Annotated in this window: 13 protein-coding genes; 1 reads left to right on the forward strand and 12 read right to left on the reverse strand. The window is 73.0% G+C overall.

The window, feature by feature from the left end:
* Window positions 1-271 precede the first annotated feature (271 nt).
* From ACWD5D_RS32885 to ACWD5D_RS32920, 8 genes are read right to left on the reverse strand one after another with little or no spacing between them, the layout of a single operon-like run.
* Window positions 272-877 (reverse strand): TetR/AcrR family transcriptional regulator, encoded by a 606-nt coding sequence (locus ACWD5D_RS32885; RefSeq protein WP_451376440.1) that lies wholly within the window; start codon window positions 875-877, stop codon window positions 272-274.
* A complete protein-coding gene (locus tag ACWD5D_RS32890; RefSeq protein ID WP_451376441.1) occupies window positions 865-1,602 on the reverse strand; it encodes an enoyl-CoA hydratase family protein in 738 nt (245 codons plus the stop codon). Before ACWD5D_RS32890 ends, ACWD5D_RS32885 begins: the two co-directional genes overlap by 13 nt.
* A complete protein-coding gene (locus ACWD5D_RS32895) occupies window positions 1,599-3,167 on the reverse strand; it encodes a 4-coumarate--CoA ligase family protein (RefSeq protein ID WP_451376442.1) in 1,569 nt (522 codons plus the stop codon). The genes ACWD5D_RS32890 and ACWD5D_RS32895 overlap by 4 nt, the downstream gene beginning before the upstream one ends.
* 29 nt (window positions 3,168-3,196) lie before the next feature.
* The gene (locus ACWD5D_RS32900) at window positions 3,197-4,363 is read right to left on the reverse strand and encodes an acyl-CoA dehydrogenase family protein (protein WP_451376443.1); all 1,167 of its coding nucleotides are present in this window, start codon (window positions 4,361-4,363) and stop codon (window positions 3,197-3,199) included.
* A 54-nt stretch (window positions 4,364-4,417) separates the two neighbouring features.
* Window positions 4,418-6,265 (reverse strand): ATP-binding protein, encoded by a 1,848-nt coding sequence (locus ACWD5D_RS32905; protein WP_451376444.1) that lies wholly within the window; start codon window positions 6,263-6,265, stop codon window positions 4,418-4,420.
* 5 nt (window positions 6,266-6,270) lie between these two features.
* Window positions 6,271-7,869 (reverse strand): acyl-CoA carboxylase subunit beta, encoded by a 1,599-nt coding sequence (locus ACWD5D_RS32910; RefSeq protein ID WP_451376445.1) that lies wholly within the window; start codon window positions 7,867-7,869, stop codon window positions 6,271-6,273.
* The gene (locus ACWD5D_RS32915; RefSeq protein ID WP_451376446.1) at window positions 7,866-9,569 is read right to left on the reverse strand and encodes an acyclic terpene utilization AtuA family protein; all 1,704 of its coding nucleotides are present in this window, start codon (window positions 9,567-9,569) and stop codon (window positions 7,866-7,868) included. Before ACWD5D_RS32915 ends, ACWD5D_RS32910 begins: the two co-directional genes overlap by 4 nt.
* Window positions 9,566-10,363: a TIGR03084 family metal-binding protein gene (locus ACWD5D_RS32920; RefSeq protein ID WP_451376447.1), complete on the reverse strand. Its 798-nt coding sequence runs from the start codon at window positions 10,361-10,363 to the stop codon at window positions 9,566-9,568. Before ACWD5D_RS32920 ends, ACWD5D_RS32915 begins: the two co-directional genes overlap by 4 nt.
* A gap of 119 nt (window positions 10,364-10,482) precedes the next feature.
* Between ACWD5D_RS32920 and ACWD5D_RS32925 the strand changes: the two genes are divergently transcribed.
* Entirely contained in the window at window positions 10,483-11,223 is a 741-nt protein-coding gene (locus tag ACWD5D_RS32925; RefSeq protein WP_451376448.1) for a class I SAM-dependent DNA methyltransferase, read from the forward strand.
* Between the two features lie 78 nt (window positions 11,224-11,301).
* Here the strand turns inward: ACWD5D_RS32925 and ACWD5D_RS32930 are convergent, their stop codons facing one another.
* From ACWD5D_RS32930 to ACWD5D_RS32945, 4 genes are all read right to left on the reverse strand, one after another.
* Window positions 11,302-12,282 (reverse strand): EamA family transporter, encoded by a 981-nt coding sequence (locus ACWD5D_RS32930; protein ID WP_451376449.1) that lies wholly within the window; start codon window positions 12,280-12,282, stop codon window positions 11,302-11,304.
* Between the two features lie 175 nt (window positions 12,283-12,457).
* The gene (locus ACWD5D_RS32935) at window positions 12,458-13,579 is read right to left on the reverse strand and encodes a lipid II:glycine glycyltransferase FemX (protein WP_451376450.1); all 1,122 of its coding nucleotides are present in this window, start codon (window positions 13,577-13,579) and stop codon (window positions 12,458-12,460) included.
* 32 nt (window positions 13,580-13,611) lie between these two features.
* Window positions 13,612-14,397: a metallophosphoesterase family protein gene (locus ACWD5D_RS32940; RefSeq protein ID WP_451376491.1), complete on the reverse strand. Its 786-nt coding sequence runs from the start codon at window positions 14,395-14,397 to the stop codon at window positions 13,612-13,614.
* A 107-nt stretch (window positions 14,398-14,504) separates the two neighbouring features.
* The gene (locus ACWD5D_RS32945) at window positions 14,505-17,465 is read right to left on the reverse strand and encodes an FAD-binding and (Fe-S)-binding domain-containing protein (RefSeq protein ID WP_451376451.1); all 2,961 of its coding nucleotides are present in this window, start codon (window positions 17,463-17,465) and stop codon (window positions 14,505-14,507) included.
* Between the last annotated feature and the right edge of the window lie 313 nt (window positions 17,466-17,778).

Below are 17,778 nucleotides of genomic sequence, written 5' to 3' on the forward strand. Positions count from 1 at the left end.
CCGGGGGTGGGGCGGTGCCCGGAATGCCGCAAACAAAGGGGGAGGAGAAGAGGCTGTGAGAAGCCGGGAAACGGGGCTGTTTCAGGCCGAGTGGCGACAGCCCATGCTCGTGACGCGCACGTAGTCCACGTGGCGGCGGCGAACGAGCATCGGAAGCATGGGGCAAGGGTACTGCGGGACGCACCGAACGGATGTGGCGCCCCTCACACGACCGGCGCGAGGGGCGCGGGGGGCACTGACGGTGGCGCGGGCGCTCAGGCCAGAGTCGCGCTCAGGCCAGGGCCGTGTCCAGCAGGGCCGCCCACTGGGCGACGACGCGTGCGCGGCGGGCGGTGTCGTCGGTGAGGAGGTTGGCGAGGCCGAGGCCGCGGGCCATGTCGAGGAAGCCCTGGACGGTCTCGCGGACGCCGGGGCGGGACTCGTCGGCGCCGAGGAGTTCGACGGCGATGCGGTGGGTCTCGCGGCCGACGCGGGCCTCCAGCTCGGTGACCCGGCCGCGCAGTTGGTCCTCGTTGGAGGCGGCGACCCACAGTTGGAGGGCGGCCCGGAAGACGGGGCCGGTGTAGAGGTCGACCAGGGCGACGACGACGGCGCGGCGGTCGGCGGCGCCGTCCGGGAACAGGTCCCGCAGCGCGCTGGAGCGCTGCTCGGCGACGTACTCGACGGCGGCGGTGAAGAGGTCCTCGCGGGTGGGGAAGTGGTGCTGGGCGGCGCCCCGGGAGACGCCGGCGCGCTCGGCGACGACGGCGACCGTGGAGCCCGCCCAGCCGTATTCGGCGAGGCAGGCCACGGCTGCTTCCAGGAGCCGCTGCCGGGTGGCCCGGCTCCGGTCCTGCTTGGGTACGCGGTCGCGTTCCGCCGTACTCACACCACCCATGCCGCATCCCGTCTTTCCAGGAAGGCCGTCATCCCCTCCCGGGCCTGGGCGGAGGAGAACAGCCGGGCCGAGAGCGCGGTCAGGTGGGCCGTGTCCCGGTCGAACGTCTCCAGCACCCTAGCCGTGAGCAGTCGCTTCGTCTCGGCCAGGGCGTGGGGGGAGGAGCGGCGCAGGCCGTCGAGGACGGGGGCGAGGGCTTCGTCCACGTCGTCGCCTGTGGTGGTGAGCAGGCCGAGGCGTACGGCTTCGGCGGGGTCGAAGCGTTCGCCGGTGAGGTAGTAGCGGGCGAGCGCGCGGGGGTCGGTGCGCGGGAGGACCGTCAGGGAGATCACCGCGGGGGTGACGCCGATGCGGACCTCGGTGAAGGCGAAGGTGGCCGCTGCGGAGGCGGCGGCGAGGTCGCAGGCGGCGAGGAGGCCGAGGCCGCCGGCCCGGACGTGGCCGGTGATCCGGGCGACGACGGGCCTCGGCAGCTCGACGATCTGCCGCAGCACGCCCACGAGGGCGTCCGGGTCGGGCGGGTCGCGCAGGTCGGCGCCGGCGCAGAAGGTGGTGCCGGTGTGGGTGAGGACGACGGCCCGCACCTCCGGGTCCTTCGCGCAGTCGGCGAGGGCCTCGGCGAGTTCGCCGACGAGGGCCGCGGAGAGCGCGTTGCGGGTGTCGACGGCGTCCAGGCTGAGGGTTTCGACGCCGCGCGTGCGCGTGCGTCCGATCAGTGCGCTCACACGCTCTCCCTGAGCTCGCGGCGCAGGATCTTCCCCGAGGCCGCGCGCGGGACGGAGTCGGCGAAGGTGACGCGGCGCACGCGCTTGTAGGGGGCGACGCGCTCGGCGACGTAGAGCATGATCTCGTTCTCGGTCAGGTCGCCCGCGGTGGGCTGGCGGACGACGTGGGCGTGGGGGATCTCGTTGCCGTCGTCGTCGTAGGTGCCGATGACGGCGGCGTCGGCGATGCCGGGGTGGGCCAGGAGGAGGGCTTCCAGTTCGGCCGGGGCGACCTGGAAGCCCTTGTACTTGATGAGTTCCTTCACCCGGTCGACGACGAACAGCCAGCCGTCGTCGTCCACGTGTCCGACGTCCCCGGTGTGCAGCCAGCCGTCGGCGTCGATCATGGCGGCGGTGGCGTCGGGGCGGCCGAGGTAGCCCTTCATGACCTGGGGGCCGCGGATGAGGATCTCGCCGCTTTCGCCGGTGTCGAGGTCTTTGCCGGAGTCGTCGAGGGAGACGATGCGCATCTCGGTGCCGGCGATGAGCCGGCCGACGGTGCCGGGGGGCGCGATGTGCAGGGCGTCGACCGGGACGACGTGGGTGCCGGGGGAGAGCTCGGTCATGCCGTAGGCCTGGCCGATCGGGGGCAGCCCGAGGCGTTCGGAGCAGGCGGCGGCGAGGCTCGCGTCGAGCGGGGCGGCGGCGCTGATGACGTACCTCAGGGAGGAGAGGTCGTAGCGGGCCACCGCCGGGTGCTTGGCCAGGGCGAGGACGATCGGCGGGGCGACGTACAGGGTGGTGATGCGGTGGGTCTCGATGGCCGCGAGGAAGGTCTCCAGGTCGAAGCGGGGCAGCACGACGACCGTGGCGCCCTTGCGCAGCGGCGCGTTCATCAGGGCGGTCAGGCCGTAGATGTGGAAGAACGGCAGGACGGCGAGGATGCGGTCGTCGGGTTCGGCGGGGAAGGCGGGTTCCACCTGGGCGAGGTTGGTGGCGATCTGCCGGTGGGTGAGCATCACGCCCTTGGGGGTGCCGGTGGTGCCGGAGGAGTACGGCAGCGCGGCGACGTCCTCGGCCGGGTCGATGGCGACCTTCGGCTCGGGGGCGGTGGTGGCGAGCATGTCGCTGAGCGAGCGATGTCCCGGGGCGCTGTCGCAGACGAATATCTCCCGTATGCCGCCCGCGAGTTCGGCGGCGCGGCGGGCGGACTGCAGCAGCGGGGAGACGGTGATGATCCAGCGGGCGCCGCTGTCGCGGAGCTGCTTGGCGAACTCCTCGGGTGTGGCGAGCGGGTGCACGGTGGTGACGGAGGCTCCCGCGCGCGTGGCCGCGTAGAAGGCGGTCGGGAAGGCGACGGTGTTGGGGCTGTGCAGGGCGAGGACGTCGCCCTTGCGCAGCCCCGACTCGGCGAGCGCGGCGGCGACGCGCCGGTGGAACCGGTCCACTTGCTCGTACGTGAGGGTGGTGCCGTCCGTGCCGTCGATCAGGGCCGGGTGGTCGCCGAAGTCGGCGGCGCGGCCCAGAACGGCTTCGTGGATGGGGAGTTCGACGGGCGGAACGTCTGCGTACGTGCTGCGGAACACGGTTCCTCCAAGTGGCGGGCGGTGGCGGCCTAGTACGACTTGGGCAGGCCCAGGGTCTGGTGGGAGACGTAGTTGAGAATCATCTCCCGGCTCACCGGGGCAATGCGAGCCACACGCGCGGCAGTTATCAACGAGGCGAGTCCGAACTCGCGGGTGAGGCCGTTGCCGCCGAGGGTGTGCACGGCCTGGTCGACCGCCTTCACGCAGGCCTCCGCGGCCGCGTACTTGGCCATGTTGGCGGCCTCGCCCGCGCCGATGTCGTCGCCGGCGTCGTAGAGGTGGGCGGCCTTCTGCATCATCAGCCGGGCCAGCTCCAGGTCGATGTGGGCCTGGGCGAGGGGGTGGGCGATGGCCTGGTGGGCGCCGATGGGGGTCTTCCAGACACTGCGGTCGCGGGCGTACTCGATGGCCTTGGCGAGGGCGTAGCGGCCCATGCCGATCGCGAACGCGGCGGTCATGATCCGCTCGGGGTTGAGTCCGGCGAACAACTGGAGCAGGCCTGCGTCCTCGTCGCCCACAAGGGCGTCGGCGGGCAGCCGTACATCGTCCAGGACCAGCTCGAACTGCTTCTCGGCGGCGTTGAGTTCCATCTCGATGGGCCGCTTCTGGAAGCCCTCGGCGTCGGTCGGGACGATGAACAGGCAGGGCTTGAGGCGTCCGGTGCGGGCGTCCTCGGTGCGGCCGACGACGAGGACGGCGTCCGCCATGTCGACACCGGAGATGAAGACCTTGCGGCCGGTGAGGAGCCAGTCGCCGCTTGCGGGGTCGCGGCGGGCGGTGGTGGTGATGCGGTGGGAGTTGGAGCCGGCGTCGGGTTCGGTGATGCCGAAGGCCATGAGGCGGGTGCCGTCGGCCAGACCGGGCAGCCAACGGGTCTTCTGGTCCTCGGTGCCGAACCGGGAGATGACGGTGCCGCAGATGGCCGGAGACACGACGAGCATGAGCAGGGGGGATCCTGCCGCGCCCAACTCTTCGAGGACTATGGAGAGTTCGGTGATACCACCGCCTCCGCCTCCGTACTCCTCGGGGAGGTTGACGCCGAGGTAGCCGAGTTTGCCCGCCTCGGACCAGAGTTCGGTGGGGGGCTTTCCCTCGGCGACGGCGCGGGTGAGGTATTCGCGTCCGTAGCGCTTGCCGAGGGCGGCGACGGCGGAGCGCAGGGCTTTGTGTTCTTCGGATTCGATGTGCGTGGTCATGCGAGTCCTCCGAGTGCGGCTTGTGTGTGGTCGCTCGCGCGGTTCCGCGCGCCCCTAGGGTGTCTGCACCACGGCCAGCAGCATTCCGGGCTCCACCTGCTGCCCGGGCTTGGCATGCAGGGCCGTGAGGGTGCCTGCGGCGGGGGCGGAGATCTGGTGCTGCATCTTCATCGCCTCCAGCCAGATCAGTGGCTGGCCCGCTCGTACGGTCGCGCCCTGCGACAGGCCCTCGGCCACGCGGACGACCGTGCCCGGCATCGGGGCCAGCAGGGAGCCGGGGGCCAGCTGGGCCGTGGGGTCGGGGAAGCGGGGCAGGGCGGTGAGGCGGGTGGCGTTGACGTAGACCTGGTCTCCGTGGCGTGCCACCTCGAACCGGCGCTGTACGCCGTCCACTTCGAGCACGACCAGGCCCGCGTCCGCCTGGACGACCCGCACCCCGTCGGCCGTGAGGCCCTCGCGCGTGTGCCGGTAGTGGACCTCGTGCTCCTCCCCCGCCGACTCGTACCGCTTGATCTGGGGCTGGGACGGCAGGTTGCGCCAGCCGCCGAAGCGGGAGCGGGCGTGGGCGTCGGCGAGGGCGGCGGCCAGGGGGGCGTGCGGATCGAGAGCGGGGGCGGTCAGTTCGGGCAGGTGGCGGTCGTAGAAGCCGGTGTTCATGCGGCCGCCGGTGAACTCCTCGTGCCGCAGCGAGCGGACGAGCAGGTCCCGGTTGGTGAGCGGGCCGTGGACGGCGGCGCGCTCCAGGGCGCCGGCGAGCTTGCGGATCGCCTCCGCGCGTGTGGGGGCGTGGGCGACGAGCTTGGCGAGCATCGGGTCGTAGTGGACGCCGATGCCGTCGCCGTCGGTGTAGCCGGTGTCGAGGCGGATGCCGTCGGGTACGGCGAGGCGGTGCAGGGTGCCGGTCTGGGGCGCCCAGCCCTGGGCGGGGTCCTCGGCGTAGAGGCGGGCCTCGACGGCGTGCCCCTGGGCGCGGGGCGGGTCGGCGGGCAGGGGGTGGCCCTCGGCGACGCGGATCTGTTCGGCGACGAGGTCGAGGCCGAAGACCGCCTCGGTGACGGGGTGTTCGACCTGGAGGCGGGTGTTCATCTCCAGGAAGTGGGCCCGGCCGTCGGCGATCAGGAACTCGACCGTGCCGGCGCCCACATAGGACACGGCGCGGGCGGCACGGACGGCCAGGGTGTCCAGTTCCTCGGCGAGCCGGTCGGTCAGGCCCGGCGCGGGGGCCTCCTCGATCACCTTCTGGTGGCGGCGCTGGAGGGAGCAGTCGCGGGTGCCGAGGGTCCGTACGGTGCCGTGGGTGTCGGCGAGGATCTGCACCTCGACGTGGCGGCCCCGCTCGATGTAGGGCTCGATGAAGACCTCGCCGTCGCCGAAGGCGCTCGCGGCCTCGGCGCGTGCGCTCTCCAGGGCGGCCGGGAGGTCCTCCGGGCGGCGTACGATCCGCATGCCGCGCCCGCCTCCGCCCGCCGCCGCCTTCACCAGGACCGGCAGGTCCGCCTCGGTGACCTGTTCCTCGTCGAGGGAGGCGAGGCCCATCAGTTCCTTGGCGCGGGTCTTGGACGCCATCGCCTCGATCGCCTCGGGCGGCGGGCCGATCCAGACCAGGCCGGCGTCGCGGACGGCGCGGGCGAAGCCGGCGTTCTCGGAGAGGAAGCCGTAGCCGGGGTGCACGGCGTCGGCGCCGGCGGCCAGCGCCGCCTTCACGATCAGGTCGCCGCGCAGATACGTGTCCGCGGGCGTCGCCCCCGGCAGCCGTACGGCCGTGTCGGCCACGCGCGCGTGGAGCGCGTTCTCGTCGGCGTCCGAGTGCACGGCGACCGTCCGGATTCCCAGCTCGCCGCAGGTGCGGAAGATCCGGCAGGCGATCTCGCCCCGGTTGGCGACCAGCAGAGTCGAAATCATGAGCCTCACATCCGGAAGACGCCGAAGCCACCGCGCACGCCCTCGTAGGGCGCCGTGTGGATGGCCGACAGGCACAGGCCGAGGACGGTGCGGGTGTCGCGCGGGTCGATGACGCCGTCGTCGTACAGCCGCCCGGACAGGAACATCGGCAGCGACTCGGACTCGATCTGCTGCTCCACCATCGCGCGCAGGGCGGCGTCCGCGTCCTCGTCGTACGGCGCTCCCTTCGCCGCCGCCGACTGCCGGGCGACGATCGACAGCACGCCGGCGAGCTGCTGCGGGCCCATGACGGCCGACTTGGCGCTGGGCCAGGCGAACAGGAAGCGGGGGTCGTAGGCGCGGCCGCACATGCCGTAGTGCCCGGCGCCGTAGGAGGCCCCCATGAGGACGGAGAGGTGCGGGACGCGGCTGTTGCTGACCGCGTTGATCATCATGGAGCCGTGCTTGATGATCCCGCCCTGCTCGTACTCCTTGCCGACCATGTAGCCGGTGGTGTTGTGCAGGAACAGCAGCGGGATGTCGCGCTGGTTGGCGAGCTGGATGAACTGGGCGGCCTTCTGCGACTCGGCGCTGAACAGCACGCCCTGGGCGTTCGCCAGGATGCCGACCGGGTAGCCGTGCAGGGACGCCCAGCCGGTGGTCAGGCTCGTCCCGTACAGCGGCTTGAACTCGTCGAAGTCGGAGCCGTCGACGAGGCGGGCGATGACTTCGCGCGGGTCGAAGGGGTTCTTCAGGTCCGCGGGGACGATGCCGAGCAGCTCCTCCGGGTCGTACTTGGGCGGTGCCGCGGGCGCCGGGTCCGCGTACGCCTTGCGGTGGCCCAGGCGAGCGACCACGCGGCGTGCCTGGCGCAGGGCGTCCAGCTCGTCGACGGCGAAGTAGTCGGCGAGGCCCGACACGCGCGCGTGCATCTCCGCGCCGCCCAGGGACTCGTCGTCGCTCTCCTCGCCGGTCGCCATCTTCACCAGCGGCGGCCCGCCGAGGAACACCTTCGCCCGCTCCTTGACCATGATCACGTGGTCGGACATGCCGGGGATGTACGCGCCGCCGGCGGTGGAGTTGCCGAAGACGACCGCGACGGTGGGGATGCCGGCGGCGGACAGCCGGGTGATGTCGCGGAAGACCGCCCCGCCGGGGATGAAGATCTCCTTCTGCGAGGGCAGGTCGGCGCCGCCGGACTCGACCAGGCTGATGCAGGGGAGCCGGTTGGCGAGCGCGATGTCGTTGGCGCGCAGCGTCTTCTTCAGCGTCCAGGGGTTGCCGGCTCCGCCGCGCACGGTCGGGTCGTTGGCCGTGATCAGGCACTCCACGCCCTCGACCACGCCGATGCCGGTGACCACGGACGCGCCGACCGTGTACTCGCTGCCCCAGCCGGCCAGCGGGGACAGCTCCAGGAACGGGGTGTCGGGGTCGAGGAGCAGCTCGATCCGTTCGCGGGCGAGCAGCTTGCCGCGCCCGCGGTGCCGGGCGACGGGCTTCTCGCCGCCGCCCGCGAGCGCCTTGGCGTGCTCGGTCTCCAGCTCGGCGAGCTTGGCGAGCATGGCCTCGCGGGCCGCCCGGTGGTCGGTGCCGTGCGGGTCCAGTGCGGACTCGAGAACCGTCATAGCAGGGCCTCCGGGATGTCCAGGTGGCGGGAGCGCAGCCATTCGCCGAGGGCCTTGGCCTGCGGGTCGAAGCGGTGCTGGGCGGCGACGCCGGCGCCGAGGATGTCCTCGACGACGAAGTTGAGCGCGCGCAGGTTCGGCAGGACGTGCCGGGTGACGACGAGGTCCCGGCTCTCGGGGATCAGTTCCCGGAACCGTTCGGCGGTCAGTTCGTGCGCGAGCCACCGCCAGGCTGCGTCGGCTGCGGCGGCTGTTCCGGCTGCGGACGTGCGGGCCCACACGCCGACGTTGGCGTTCCCGCCCTTGTCCCCGCTGCGGGCACCGGCGACCAGGCCGAGCGGGGCACGTCGCGTGGGTCCGGCGGACGGGGGATCCGGCAGGGGCGGCCCTGGCAGGGGGGCGAGTGCCCGGGTGTCCTGGGCCGGTGCCACATGAACGCGGCTGCCGTCATGGAGGACCGCCACATGGTCGACGGCCTTCTGGGGCACGTACACATCCTCGAAGACCCCATAGGGCGCGCCCTTTCCGGGTGGCGCGAGCACATGGAAGCCGGGGTAGCTGGCGAGGGCCAGTTCGATCGCGGCGCCGCTCAGCGTCCGCCCGACGGCCCGCTCGTCGGGGTCGCGTACGACGAGGCGCAGCAGGGCACTGGCCGTCTCCTCGGTGCCCGCGTCGGCGCGGTCGGTACGCACCAGGTCCCAACGGACCTCGGCAGGCGGGGACTTGGCGAGCGCGTCACTCATCTGCTCCTGCACGAGGGCGGCCTTGGCCTCGATGTCGAGGCCGGTGAGGACGAAGGCGACCTCGTTGCGGAAGCCGCCGAGCCGGTTGAGCCCGACCTTGAGGGTGGGCGGGGGCGCCTCCCCGCGTACGCCCTCGATCCGCACCCGGTCCGGTCCGTCCTGGCTCAGCCGGGCGGTGTCCAGCCGGGCGGTGACGTCGGGCCCGGCGTACCGGGCACCGCCGGTCTCGTAGAGCAGCTGGGCGGTGACCGTCCCGACGTCGACGAAACCGCCGGTGCCGGGGTGCTTGGTGATGACACTGCTGCCGTCGGCTTGTATCTCGGCGAGCGGGAATCCGGGCCTGCGTACGTCGCCCTCCTGGAAGAAGGCGTAGTTCCCGCCGGTGGCCTGGGTCCCGCACTCCAGCACGTGCCCGGCGACGACGGCGCCCGCGAGACGGTCGTGGTCCTCGGGCCCCCAGCCGAAGTGGGCGGCGGCGGGCCCGGTGACGAGGGCCGCGTCGGTGACCCGGCCGGTGATGACGACGTCCGCCCCGGCCCGCAGGCACTCGGCGATGCCGAACCCGCCGAGGTAGGCGTGGGCGGCGAGGGTGCCGGGGTGGTCCGCGGTGCGGTCGTCGCCCTCGACGTGCGCGACCCGCACCGGGACGCCCAGCCGCTCGGCCAGCTGCCGTACGGCGCCCGCGAGTCCGGCCGGGTCGAGGCCGCCCGCGTTGGTGACGATCCGCACCCCGCGCTCGTGGGCGAGGCCGAGGCAGTCTTCGAGTTGCCGAAGGAAAGTGCGGGCGTATCCGGCGGACGGGTCCTTCAACCGGTCCCGTCCCAGGATGAGCATGGTGAGTTCGGCGAGGTAGTCGCCGGTGAGGACGTCGACCTCGCCGCCGGTGAGCATCTCGCGCAGGGCGGCCGCGCGGTCGCCGTAGAAGCCGGAGAAGTTGCCGACGCGCAGCACCGTCACGCCGGTTCCCCCTTCGGCGGGCGGCCGGTGCCGGGTGGGCCGGCGAAGGCCTGGGCGATGTCGAGCCAGCGGTCGGCGTCCGGGCCCTCGGCGCGCAGGGCGAGGTCGGCGCGGTGGGCGCGCTGGGTGGCCAGGAGGCAGAAGTCGAGTGCGGTCCCGGTGACGCGCTGCGGTGCGTCCTTCGGGCCGAAGGTCCACGGCGCGCCGGACGGTGCCTGGACCTCGACGCGGAACTCCTCCTGCGGCACGGGCAGCCCCCGTACCCCGAACGCGAAGTCCCGGGCGCGGACCCCGATGCGGACCACATGCCGGAGCCGGTCGGTGGGTGCGCGGACCACACCGAGTGCGTCGGCCACGTCCTGGCCATGGGCCCAGGTCTCCATAAGGCGCCCTGTGGCCATGGAGGCGGCCGACATGGGCGGCCCGAACCAGGGGAAGCGGGTGCCCTGGGGAGCCGCGTCCCGCAGTGCCCCCTGGAGCGCGTCCCTGCCCTCCCGCCACCGGGCCAGCAGTTCCGCGGGGGCGAGGCGGGCGCCCTCGTCGGCGGCGTCGTCCACGAAGGAGTCGGGCGTGGCGAGCGCCTTCTCGACGACCTCGCCGAAGCCGTCCCCGTCCGTCACGGCGAGCAGGGCGGCCTTGTCGGTCCAGTGCAGGTGGGCGATCTGGTGGGCGACGCTCCAGCGCGGCGCGGGCGTCGCGATCGCCCACTGCTCGCCGGTCAACTCGGCCACCAGCACGTCGAGTGCTCGGCTTTCCTCACGCAGGTCGTCGAAGACGGGCGTCGGATCTGACATGCCAGGGAGCATGGCAGCGACACCAGAAACAATCAAGCGTGCTTGCATGAATTTCGTCGGATGATCCGGCCGGAGAAAACCGGGCGCGCCACGCGACGTACCCGCCCTACTGTCGAGGCATGTCGGATCAGGACGGTTACTTCGGAGAGCCCGTCGCGGCGGGGTACGACGAGTCGTCGGCGGAGATGTTCGACCCGGGCGTCGTGGCGCCGGCCGTGGACCTGCTGACCGAGCTGGCGGGCGGGGGCCGGGCGCTCGAACTGGGCGTCGGCACCGGGCGGATCGCGCTGCCGCTGGCGGAGCGCGGCGTCGAGGTGCACGGCATCGACCTGTCCCGGGCGATGGTGGAGCGGCTGCGGGCCAAGCCGGGCGGTGCCGCGATCGGGGTGACGATCGGGGACTTCGCGACGACGAAGGTGGACGGCCACTTCTCCGTGGCCTACCTCGTCTACAACACGATCATGAACCTCACGTCGCAGGACGCCCAGGTCGACTGCTTCCGCAACGCCGCGGACCATCTCGAGCCGGGCGGCTGCTTCGTCGTCGAGGTCGGGGTGCCGGATCTGCGCCGGCTGCCGCCCGGACAGAGCGCGGTGCCGTTCCGTGTGGACGAGGGGCGTCTGGGCTTCGACCTGTACGACGTGGCCACGCAGTCGGTCAGCTCGCACCACGTACGGGTGGAGGACGGCCGGGCCACCTATCTGGCCGTTCCGTTCCGCTATGCGTGGCCGGCCGAGCTGGACCTGATGGCCCGGCTCGCGGGGCTGCGGCTGCGCGAGCGGTGGGAGGGCTGGACACGGGAGCCGTTCACGAGCGACAGCCGGCACCACGTGTCGGTGTGGGAAAAGCCTGTGGACTGAAAACCTGCGGACTGAAAGCCTGTGGACTGAAAGCCTGTGGACTGAACACACGCACCGGCGCACGCGCCCCGGTGCGGGTCAGGCCTCCGGGACCGGTTCGCGCACCTTGCCCCGGCCCACCTGGGTGCGGACCGCGCCGATGCTCGCCGCGATGACCAGGGCAATGGCGGCGGCCTGCGCGGCGGACAGGGACTGGCCGAGGATCAGGAAGCCGGCCGTGGCCGCGATGGCCGGTTCCAGGCTCATGAGGATCGCGAAGGTGGAGGCTGGCAGCAGCCGCAGGGCCAGGAGTTCCAGGGTGTAGGGCAGGACCGAGGAGAGCAGGGCCACCCCCGAGCCGAGGGCGAGGGTGGTGGGGTTCAGCAGGCGGCTGCCCGCCTCGGCGATGCCCAGAGGCAGGAAGAGAAGGGCGGCCACCGCCATGGCGAGGGCCAGTCCGTCCGCCTGCGGGAAGCGGCGCCCCGTGCGCGCGCTGAAAACGATGTAGGCCGCCCACATGGCGCCGGCCCCCAGGGCGAAGGCGACACCTATGGGGTCGAGATCGCTGAAGCCTCCACCGCCCAGCAGGAAGACCCCCGCGAGCGCCAGTCCCGCCCACACGGCGTTGATCGCGCGGCGTGAGGCGAGGACGGACAGGGCCAGCGGGCCGAGGACCTCCAGGGTGACGGCGGGGCCGAGCGGGATGCGGGCGACCGCCTCGTAGAACAGGCCGTTCATCCCGCCCATGGTGATGCCGAAGATGATCACCGTGCTCCAGTCGGTGCGCGAGTGACCGCGCAGGCGCGGGCGGCAGACCAGGAGCAGGACGACGGCCGCCGCGAAGAGCCGGAGGGTGACGACGCCCAGCGCGCCGGCCCGCGGCATCAAGGTCACCGCGACCGCCGCGCCGAACTGGACCGAGATCCCGCCGGCCAGCACCAGCCCGACGGGGCCCAGCGAGGCGAGACGGCTCGGTGCCCCGGCAGCGGGAGCGACCGGGGTCGACGTGGCGGCACCGGCGGTGCCGGGGGCGCTGGAGGTGGTCACGGGCGGTCCAGGTGCTCGATCGGGTTCGTTCATCGCGATGTACTACCAAGTCCAGGGTAATGGACCTCGTCAGGAGTGTGAACCCTTTATGTAGCTGTACTGGATGCTGAGACCAGTTGATCGGGACCGCGTGATCGGGAGAGCGTGAGACCGGGAGGCCGGGAGGCCGGGAGGCCGGGAGACCGGGAGACCGGGAGACCGGGAAGGGTCAGCGCCGGGACATGTAGACGCCCAGCGCCCTGTGCAGCAGACGGTTCAGCGGGAAGTCCCACTCGCCCAGGTACTCCACGGCCTCACCGCCCGCGCCCACCTTGAACCGCAGCAGCCCGAGCAGGTGGTTGGACTCCTCCAGGGTGTCGGTGATGCCCCGGAAGTCGTAGACGTGGGCGCCGAGCTCGTGGGCGTCGGCCATCATCCGCCACTGCATGGCGTTGTTCGGCTGGACCTCGCGCCTGCGGCCGGTGGAGGCGCCGTACGAGTACCAGACGTGGCCGCCGACGATCAGCATGGTGGCCGCCGCGAGCACCTCGCCCTCGTGGTGGGCGAGGTACAGCCGCATCCGGTCCGGGTGTTCGGCAGCGAGCGCCGTCCACATGCGCTGGAAGTAGGACAGCGGGCGCGGGATGAACCGGTCGCGCTCGGCGGTCTCGGCGTAGAGGCCGTAGAAGACCGGCAGGTCCTCGAAGCCTCCGCGGACGACCGTCACACCCGCCTTCTCGGCCTTCTTGATGTTGCGACGCCACTGCTGGTTGAGCCCGCGGTGGATGTCCTCCAGCGACCGTCCGGCATAGGGGACCTGGCTGACGTACCGGGGCTGTCCGGCGGCGAAGCCCTCCTCGCCGCCCGGCTCGGCCTGTCGCCATCCCATGCGGCGCAGGCGCTCCGCGAGCTCCCCGGCGCGCGGCTCGTACGACGTCGGCTCCGCGTCCCGCAGCCGGTGCGCGTCCGGGTCGGCGATCGCCGCCTTGACCGCGTCCGGGTTCCACCGCCGCACGACCACGGGCGGCCCCATCTTGACCGAGAAGGCGCCGCGCTTCTTCAGGTGGGCGAGCAGAGGGTCCAGCCAGCGCTCCAGGTCGGGCGCGTGCCAGCCGATGACCGGCCCCTCCGGCAGATAGGCGAGATACCGCTTCACCCTGGGCAGCGGTCTCAGCAGCACCAGCCCGGCCCCGACGAGCCGCCCGTCGGCCTCGAACCACCCGAGGCTCTCCGCCTGCCAGTCCGGCTTCACATCACCCCATGACGGCAGCTGCATGTGGCTGACGGAGGGCAGCGCCGCCACGAAGGCCAGGTGCTCGGCGCGGGTGATGGGCCGCAGGGTCAGGGACATGCGCACTACTCCTCCGAGATCGCCGGACCCGTTCACCCTACGGATTCGCCCCGCCCGTCCCCCGGTCCGAACGCCGCCAGCACTTCCGTGTCCGTCGCCCGTGCGTGCAGGAAGTAGTCGGCCCACTCGGCCATGTCCGGGTAGGCGCACTCGGCGACGAGGCGGGAGATCGCCGCCGGAATGTCGTACGAGGTCACGCGCAGGTCGGCGCCGGGGCCGAGGAGGCACCAGTGGGCGCCGGGGCGGCCGTAGGGCATGCCGACGCTGCCGGGGTTGACCACCAGACGGCCCTCGGCCAGACGGGCGTAGGGCATGTGGGTGTGCCCGCAGACCACGGTGCCGACATCGGCCGCCAGGCCGGTGAAGACCTCGGCCCAGCGGGCGGGGCGGGAGTCGACCAGCACCATCTCCTCGTCGTCGCGCGGGGTGGCGTGGCAGAACAGCACCGTGCCGAGGCCGCGCACGCGCAGGGTGAGGGTCCGGGGCAGGGCGGCGAGGAAGTCCACCTGTTCCTCGCGCAGGGCCCGCGCGGCGAACGGGCCGATGGGGTCCGGGATCCCGGACCGCTCGCCCCGCCGGTACTCCACCAGTTCCCGGTCCGCGTTCCCGCCGACCCACAGGACCCGGTCGCCCTGCTCCCGCAGCAGGTCCAGCACCTCGGCCGGCTGCGGGCCCGCCGTGATGTCCCCGGTGAGGACGATCCGGTCGGCTCCGGCCACCTCGGGCTCCGCCAGGACAGCTTCCAGCGCCGGCAGCACCCCGTGGATGTCGGAGAGGACCGCCACCCTGCCGAACTCCTCCCCCACGTCCTCTGCCATGTTCTCCCTCACGTTCTCCGCCACGTCCTCCCTCACGTTCTTCTCCGCGTCCTTCTCCACGTTCTTCTCCCCGTCCGCCGCGTTCCCTCCACCCGCTTCCGGGCCGCTCATGTCCCCGTCTCCTTCTCCGGGTTCACGTCCTCAAGTGCCTCCGCCAGCACCTCCGCCAGGTGTCGGCCGTGCACCCCGGCGAGTTGGTCCAGCTGGGTGCGGCAGGAGAAGCCGTCGGCCAGGATCACCGCCTGTGCGGGCGCGTCCCGGACCGCCGGCAGGAGTTGGTCCTCGGCGCAGGCGCGGGAAACCTCGAAGTGGCCTTTCTCGAAGCCGAAGTTGCCCGCCAGGCCGCAGCAGCCGCCGGCCAGTTCGCCGGTCAGGCCTGCCGCTTCACGCAGTCGGCGGTCGGCGCCGTCGCCGAGGACCGCGTGCTGATGGCAGTGCGTCTGGCCGGCGACCGGGCGGTCCACGGCGGGTGGTGTCCAGTGGGGGGCGTGGCGCTCCAGCGCCTCGGCGAAGGTGAGGACGGCGGCGGCCAGTTGTGCCGCGCGCGGGTCGTCGTGCAGGAGTTCCGGGAGGTCGGTGCGCAGGGCGGCGGCGCAGCTCGGCTCCAGGACGACGACCGGGACCCAGGCCTCCAGCACCGGTTCCATCAGGTCGAGCGTGCGCGCGAGGACCGTGCGGGCGCGGTCGAGCCGGCCCGTCGAGAGGTAGGTCAGGCCGCAGCACACCCGTCCCCGGCGGGCCGAGAGCAGCGCGGTCGCCGACCGTGACCTGCCGTCCCCGACCGGGCGTCCGCGCATCAGCAGCGTCGGCGGCAGCCCCACCCGCAGCCCCGCGGACTCCAGCACCCGGACGGCGGCCCGGCCGACGGAGGGGGACAGGTGCTCGGTGAAGGTGTCGGGCCACAGCACGACCAGGTCCCCGGCGCCTTCGCCCCCTGCGCCCGCACCCGTACCCACACCCGCACCCGCACCCGCTACGGCAGCGCCGCGCCCCCGCCACCATGCGCTGAACGTCCGCGACGCCACGCGCGGGATCTCCCGTTCGGCCGCGATGCCCCCCAGCCGCTTGCCCAGGCCCGCCAACGGCCGTACCGCGGCAAGCGCGTTGAGCAGTGGCGCCGTACGGGTCCGGGCGATCCAGCGCAGCCAGACCGGCAGCGAACCCATGCTGTAGTGGGCGGCCGGGCGGCGCCGGTCCGCGTAGTGGTGGTGGAGGAACTCCGCCTTGTAGGTGGCCATGTCGACGCCGACCGGGCAGTCCGAGCGGCAGCCCTTGCAGGACAGGCACAGGTCCAGCGCGTCCCGGACCTCGGTGGAGCGCCAGCCGTCGGTGACCAGTTCACCCGCGAGCATCTCGTGCAGCAGGCGGGCCCGGCCCCGCGTGGAGTGCTCCTCCTCTCCGGTGGCGCGGAAGGAGGGGCACATGACGGCGGGTCCGGTCACCGTCGTCGTACGGCACTTGGCGACGCCGACGCAGCGGCGGACGGCCGCGCGGAAGTCGCCGCCGTCGGCCGGGTAGCCGAAGGCCACGTCCACCGGGCGGCGGGGCAGGACCGAGAAACGGAGGTCGGCGTCCAGCGGGGCCGGGCGGACCAGCATGCCCGGGTTGAGCAGGTCGTCAGGGTCCCAGACGCCCTTGGCCCGCTCGAAGAGCCCGACCATCGCGTCGCCGTACATGCGCGGCAGCAGCTCCGCGCGGGCCTGCCCGTCGCCGTGCTCCCCGGACAGCGAGCCGCCGTGGGCGACCACCAGGTCGGCCAGTTCCTCGGAGAAGCGGCGGAAGCGGCCGACGCCCGCCTCGGTGAGCAGGTCGAAGTCGATGCGGACGTGGATGCAGCCGTCGCCGAAGTGGCCGTACGGAGTGCCGCGCAGGCCGTGGGCGGTGAGCAGGCGCCGGAAGTCCCGCAGATAGGCGCCGAGCCGGGCGGGCGGCACCGCGCAGTCCTCCCAGCCGGGCCAGGCTTCCGTGCCGTCGGGCATCCGGGTCGCCGTGCCGCTCGCGTCCTCGCGGATCCGCCACAGGGCACGCTGCGCCGCCGGGTCCGTCACCACGACCGCGTCGACCACGTCGGCCGCGCGGACGATCGCCTCCGCACCCGCGCGTGCCGCCCCCGCCGTCTCCCCGCCGGTCTCCACGAACAGCCAGGCGCCGCCCCTCGGCAGCCCCGCCGGTGAGCGCACCAGGTCGGCCGCCATGCCCTCGACGGTCAGCGGGCCGAGCGGCAGGAGCCCTGCGGCGGCCTCGGCGGCGGCGCTCTCGTCGGCGTACGCCAGCACGGCGAGGGCACGCTCGCGGGGTGCCTCCACCAGCCGCAGGACCGCCTCGGTCAGGACGGCGAGGGTGCCCTCGGAGCCGCAGAAGGAGCGGGCGACGTCGGCGCCCTTCTCGGGCAGCAGGGCGTCCAGGGCATAGCCGGAGATACGGCGGGGCAGGTCCGGGAAGCCGGTGCGCAACCGCGCCAGCTCCCCCTCGGCCAGGTCCCGCAGCCCGTCCGGCGCCCCTGCCCAGTCCCGCCCGAGCCGCAGCCGCTGCCCGCGCGCGGTGATCACCGACAGTTCGCGCACGCTGTCGGCCGTCGTCCCCCAGGCGACCGAGTGCGTGCCGCACGCGTTGTTGCCGATCATCCCGCCGAGGGTGCAGCGGCTGTGCGTGGACGGATCGGGGCCGAAGCGGAGACCGTGCGGCGCGGAGGCCTCCTGGAGCCGGTCGAGGACGAGCCCCGGCTGCACGACCGCGGTCCGCGTGCCCGGGTCCAGTTCCAGCAGCCCGTCCATGTGCCGGGTGAAGTCCAGCACCACGCCCGTGCCCGTCGCCTGGCCCGCGATCGACGTGCCCCCGCCGCGCGCCACCACCGGCACCCCGCGCGCCCGGCACACCTCCAGCACGGCGGCCACGTCGTCGCCGTCTCTCGGTGCGACGACCCCCAGGGGGACGCGCCGGTAGTTGGACGCGTCCATGGTCACGAGCGCCCGGGAGGTGACGTCGAAGCCGACCTCGCCCCGGACGGCCCCGCGCAGCTCGGCTTCGAGCCGCGAGTGATCCGCTGCAAACCCCGAGAGATCCGTCATGCGTCCAGGATGCATCCGCTCACGCACAGTCACCGTGACTTTTCCACACCCCGACGCATCTGGTCGTACAACCTGACAGCTGACAGGTTCACAGCTCGGGCGAGCGGAAAGGTCCACGAGGTCCACGGCGCGCCGAACTCACAGGACCACGGCCGGACGGACTCGCAGGACCACGGCCGGGCGAACTCACCAGTCCACGGCCGGGCGAACTCACCAGTCCACGGCCGGACGGACTCGCAGGACCACGGCCGGGCGAACTCACCAGTCCACGGCCGGGCGAACTCACCAGTCCACGGCCGGACGGACTCGCAGG

The sequence above is a fragment of the Streptomyces sp. NPDC002520 genome (assembly GCF_053595235.1).

Coding starts and splice junctions, on each gene's coding strand:
- ACWD5D_RS32885 (WP_451376440.1), bottom strand. CDS start 877: ATGGGTGGTGTGAGTACGGCGGAACGCGACCGCGTACCCAAGCAGGAC.
- ACWD5D_RS32900 (WP_451376443.1), bottom strand. CDS start 4,363: ATGACCACGCACATCGAATCCGAAGAACACAAAGCCCTGCGCTCCGCC.
- ACWD5D_RS32905 (WP_451376444.1), bottom strand. CDS start 6,265: ATGATTTCGACTCTGCTGGTCGCCAACCGGGGCGAGATCGCCTGCCGG.
- ACWD5D_RS32910 (WP_451376445.1), bottom strand. CDS start 7,869: ATGACGGTTCTCGAGTCCGCACTGGACCCGCACGGCACCGACCACCGG.
- ACWD5D_RS32920 (WP_451376447.1), bottom strand. CDS start 10,363: ATGTCAGATCCGACGCCCGTCTTCGACGACCTGCGTGAGGAAAGCCGA.
- ACWD5D_RS32925 (WP_451376448.1), top strand. CDS start 10,483: ATGTCGGATCAGGACGGTTACTTCGGAGAGCCCGTCGCGGCGGGGTAC.
- ACWD5D_RS32930 (WP_451376449.1), bottom strand. CDS start 12,282: ATGAACGAACCCGATCGAGCACCTGGACCGCCCGTGACCACCTCCAGC.
- ACWD5D_RS32935 (WP_451376450.1), bottom strand. CDS start 13,579: ATGTCCCTGACCCTGCGGCCCATCACCCGCGCCGAGCACCTGGCCTTC.
- ACWD5D_RS32940 (WP_451376491.1), bottom strand. CDS start 14,397: ATGGCAGAGGACGTGGGGGAGGAGTTCGGCAGGGTGGCGGTCCTCTCC.
- ACWD5D_RS32945 (WP_451376451.1), bottom strand. CDS start 17,465: ATGACGGATCTCTCGGGGTTTGCAGCGGATCACTCGCGGCTCGAAGCC.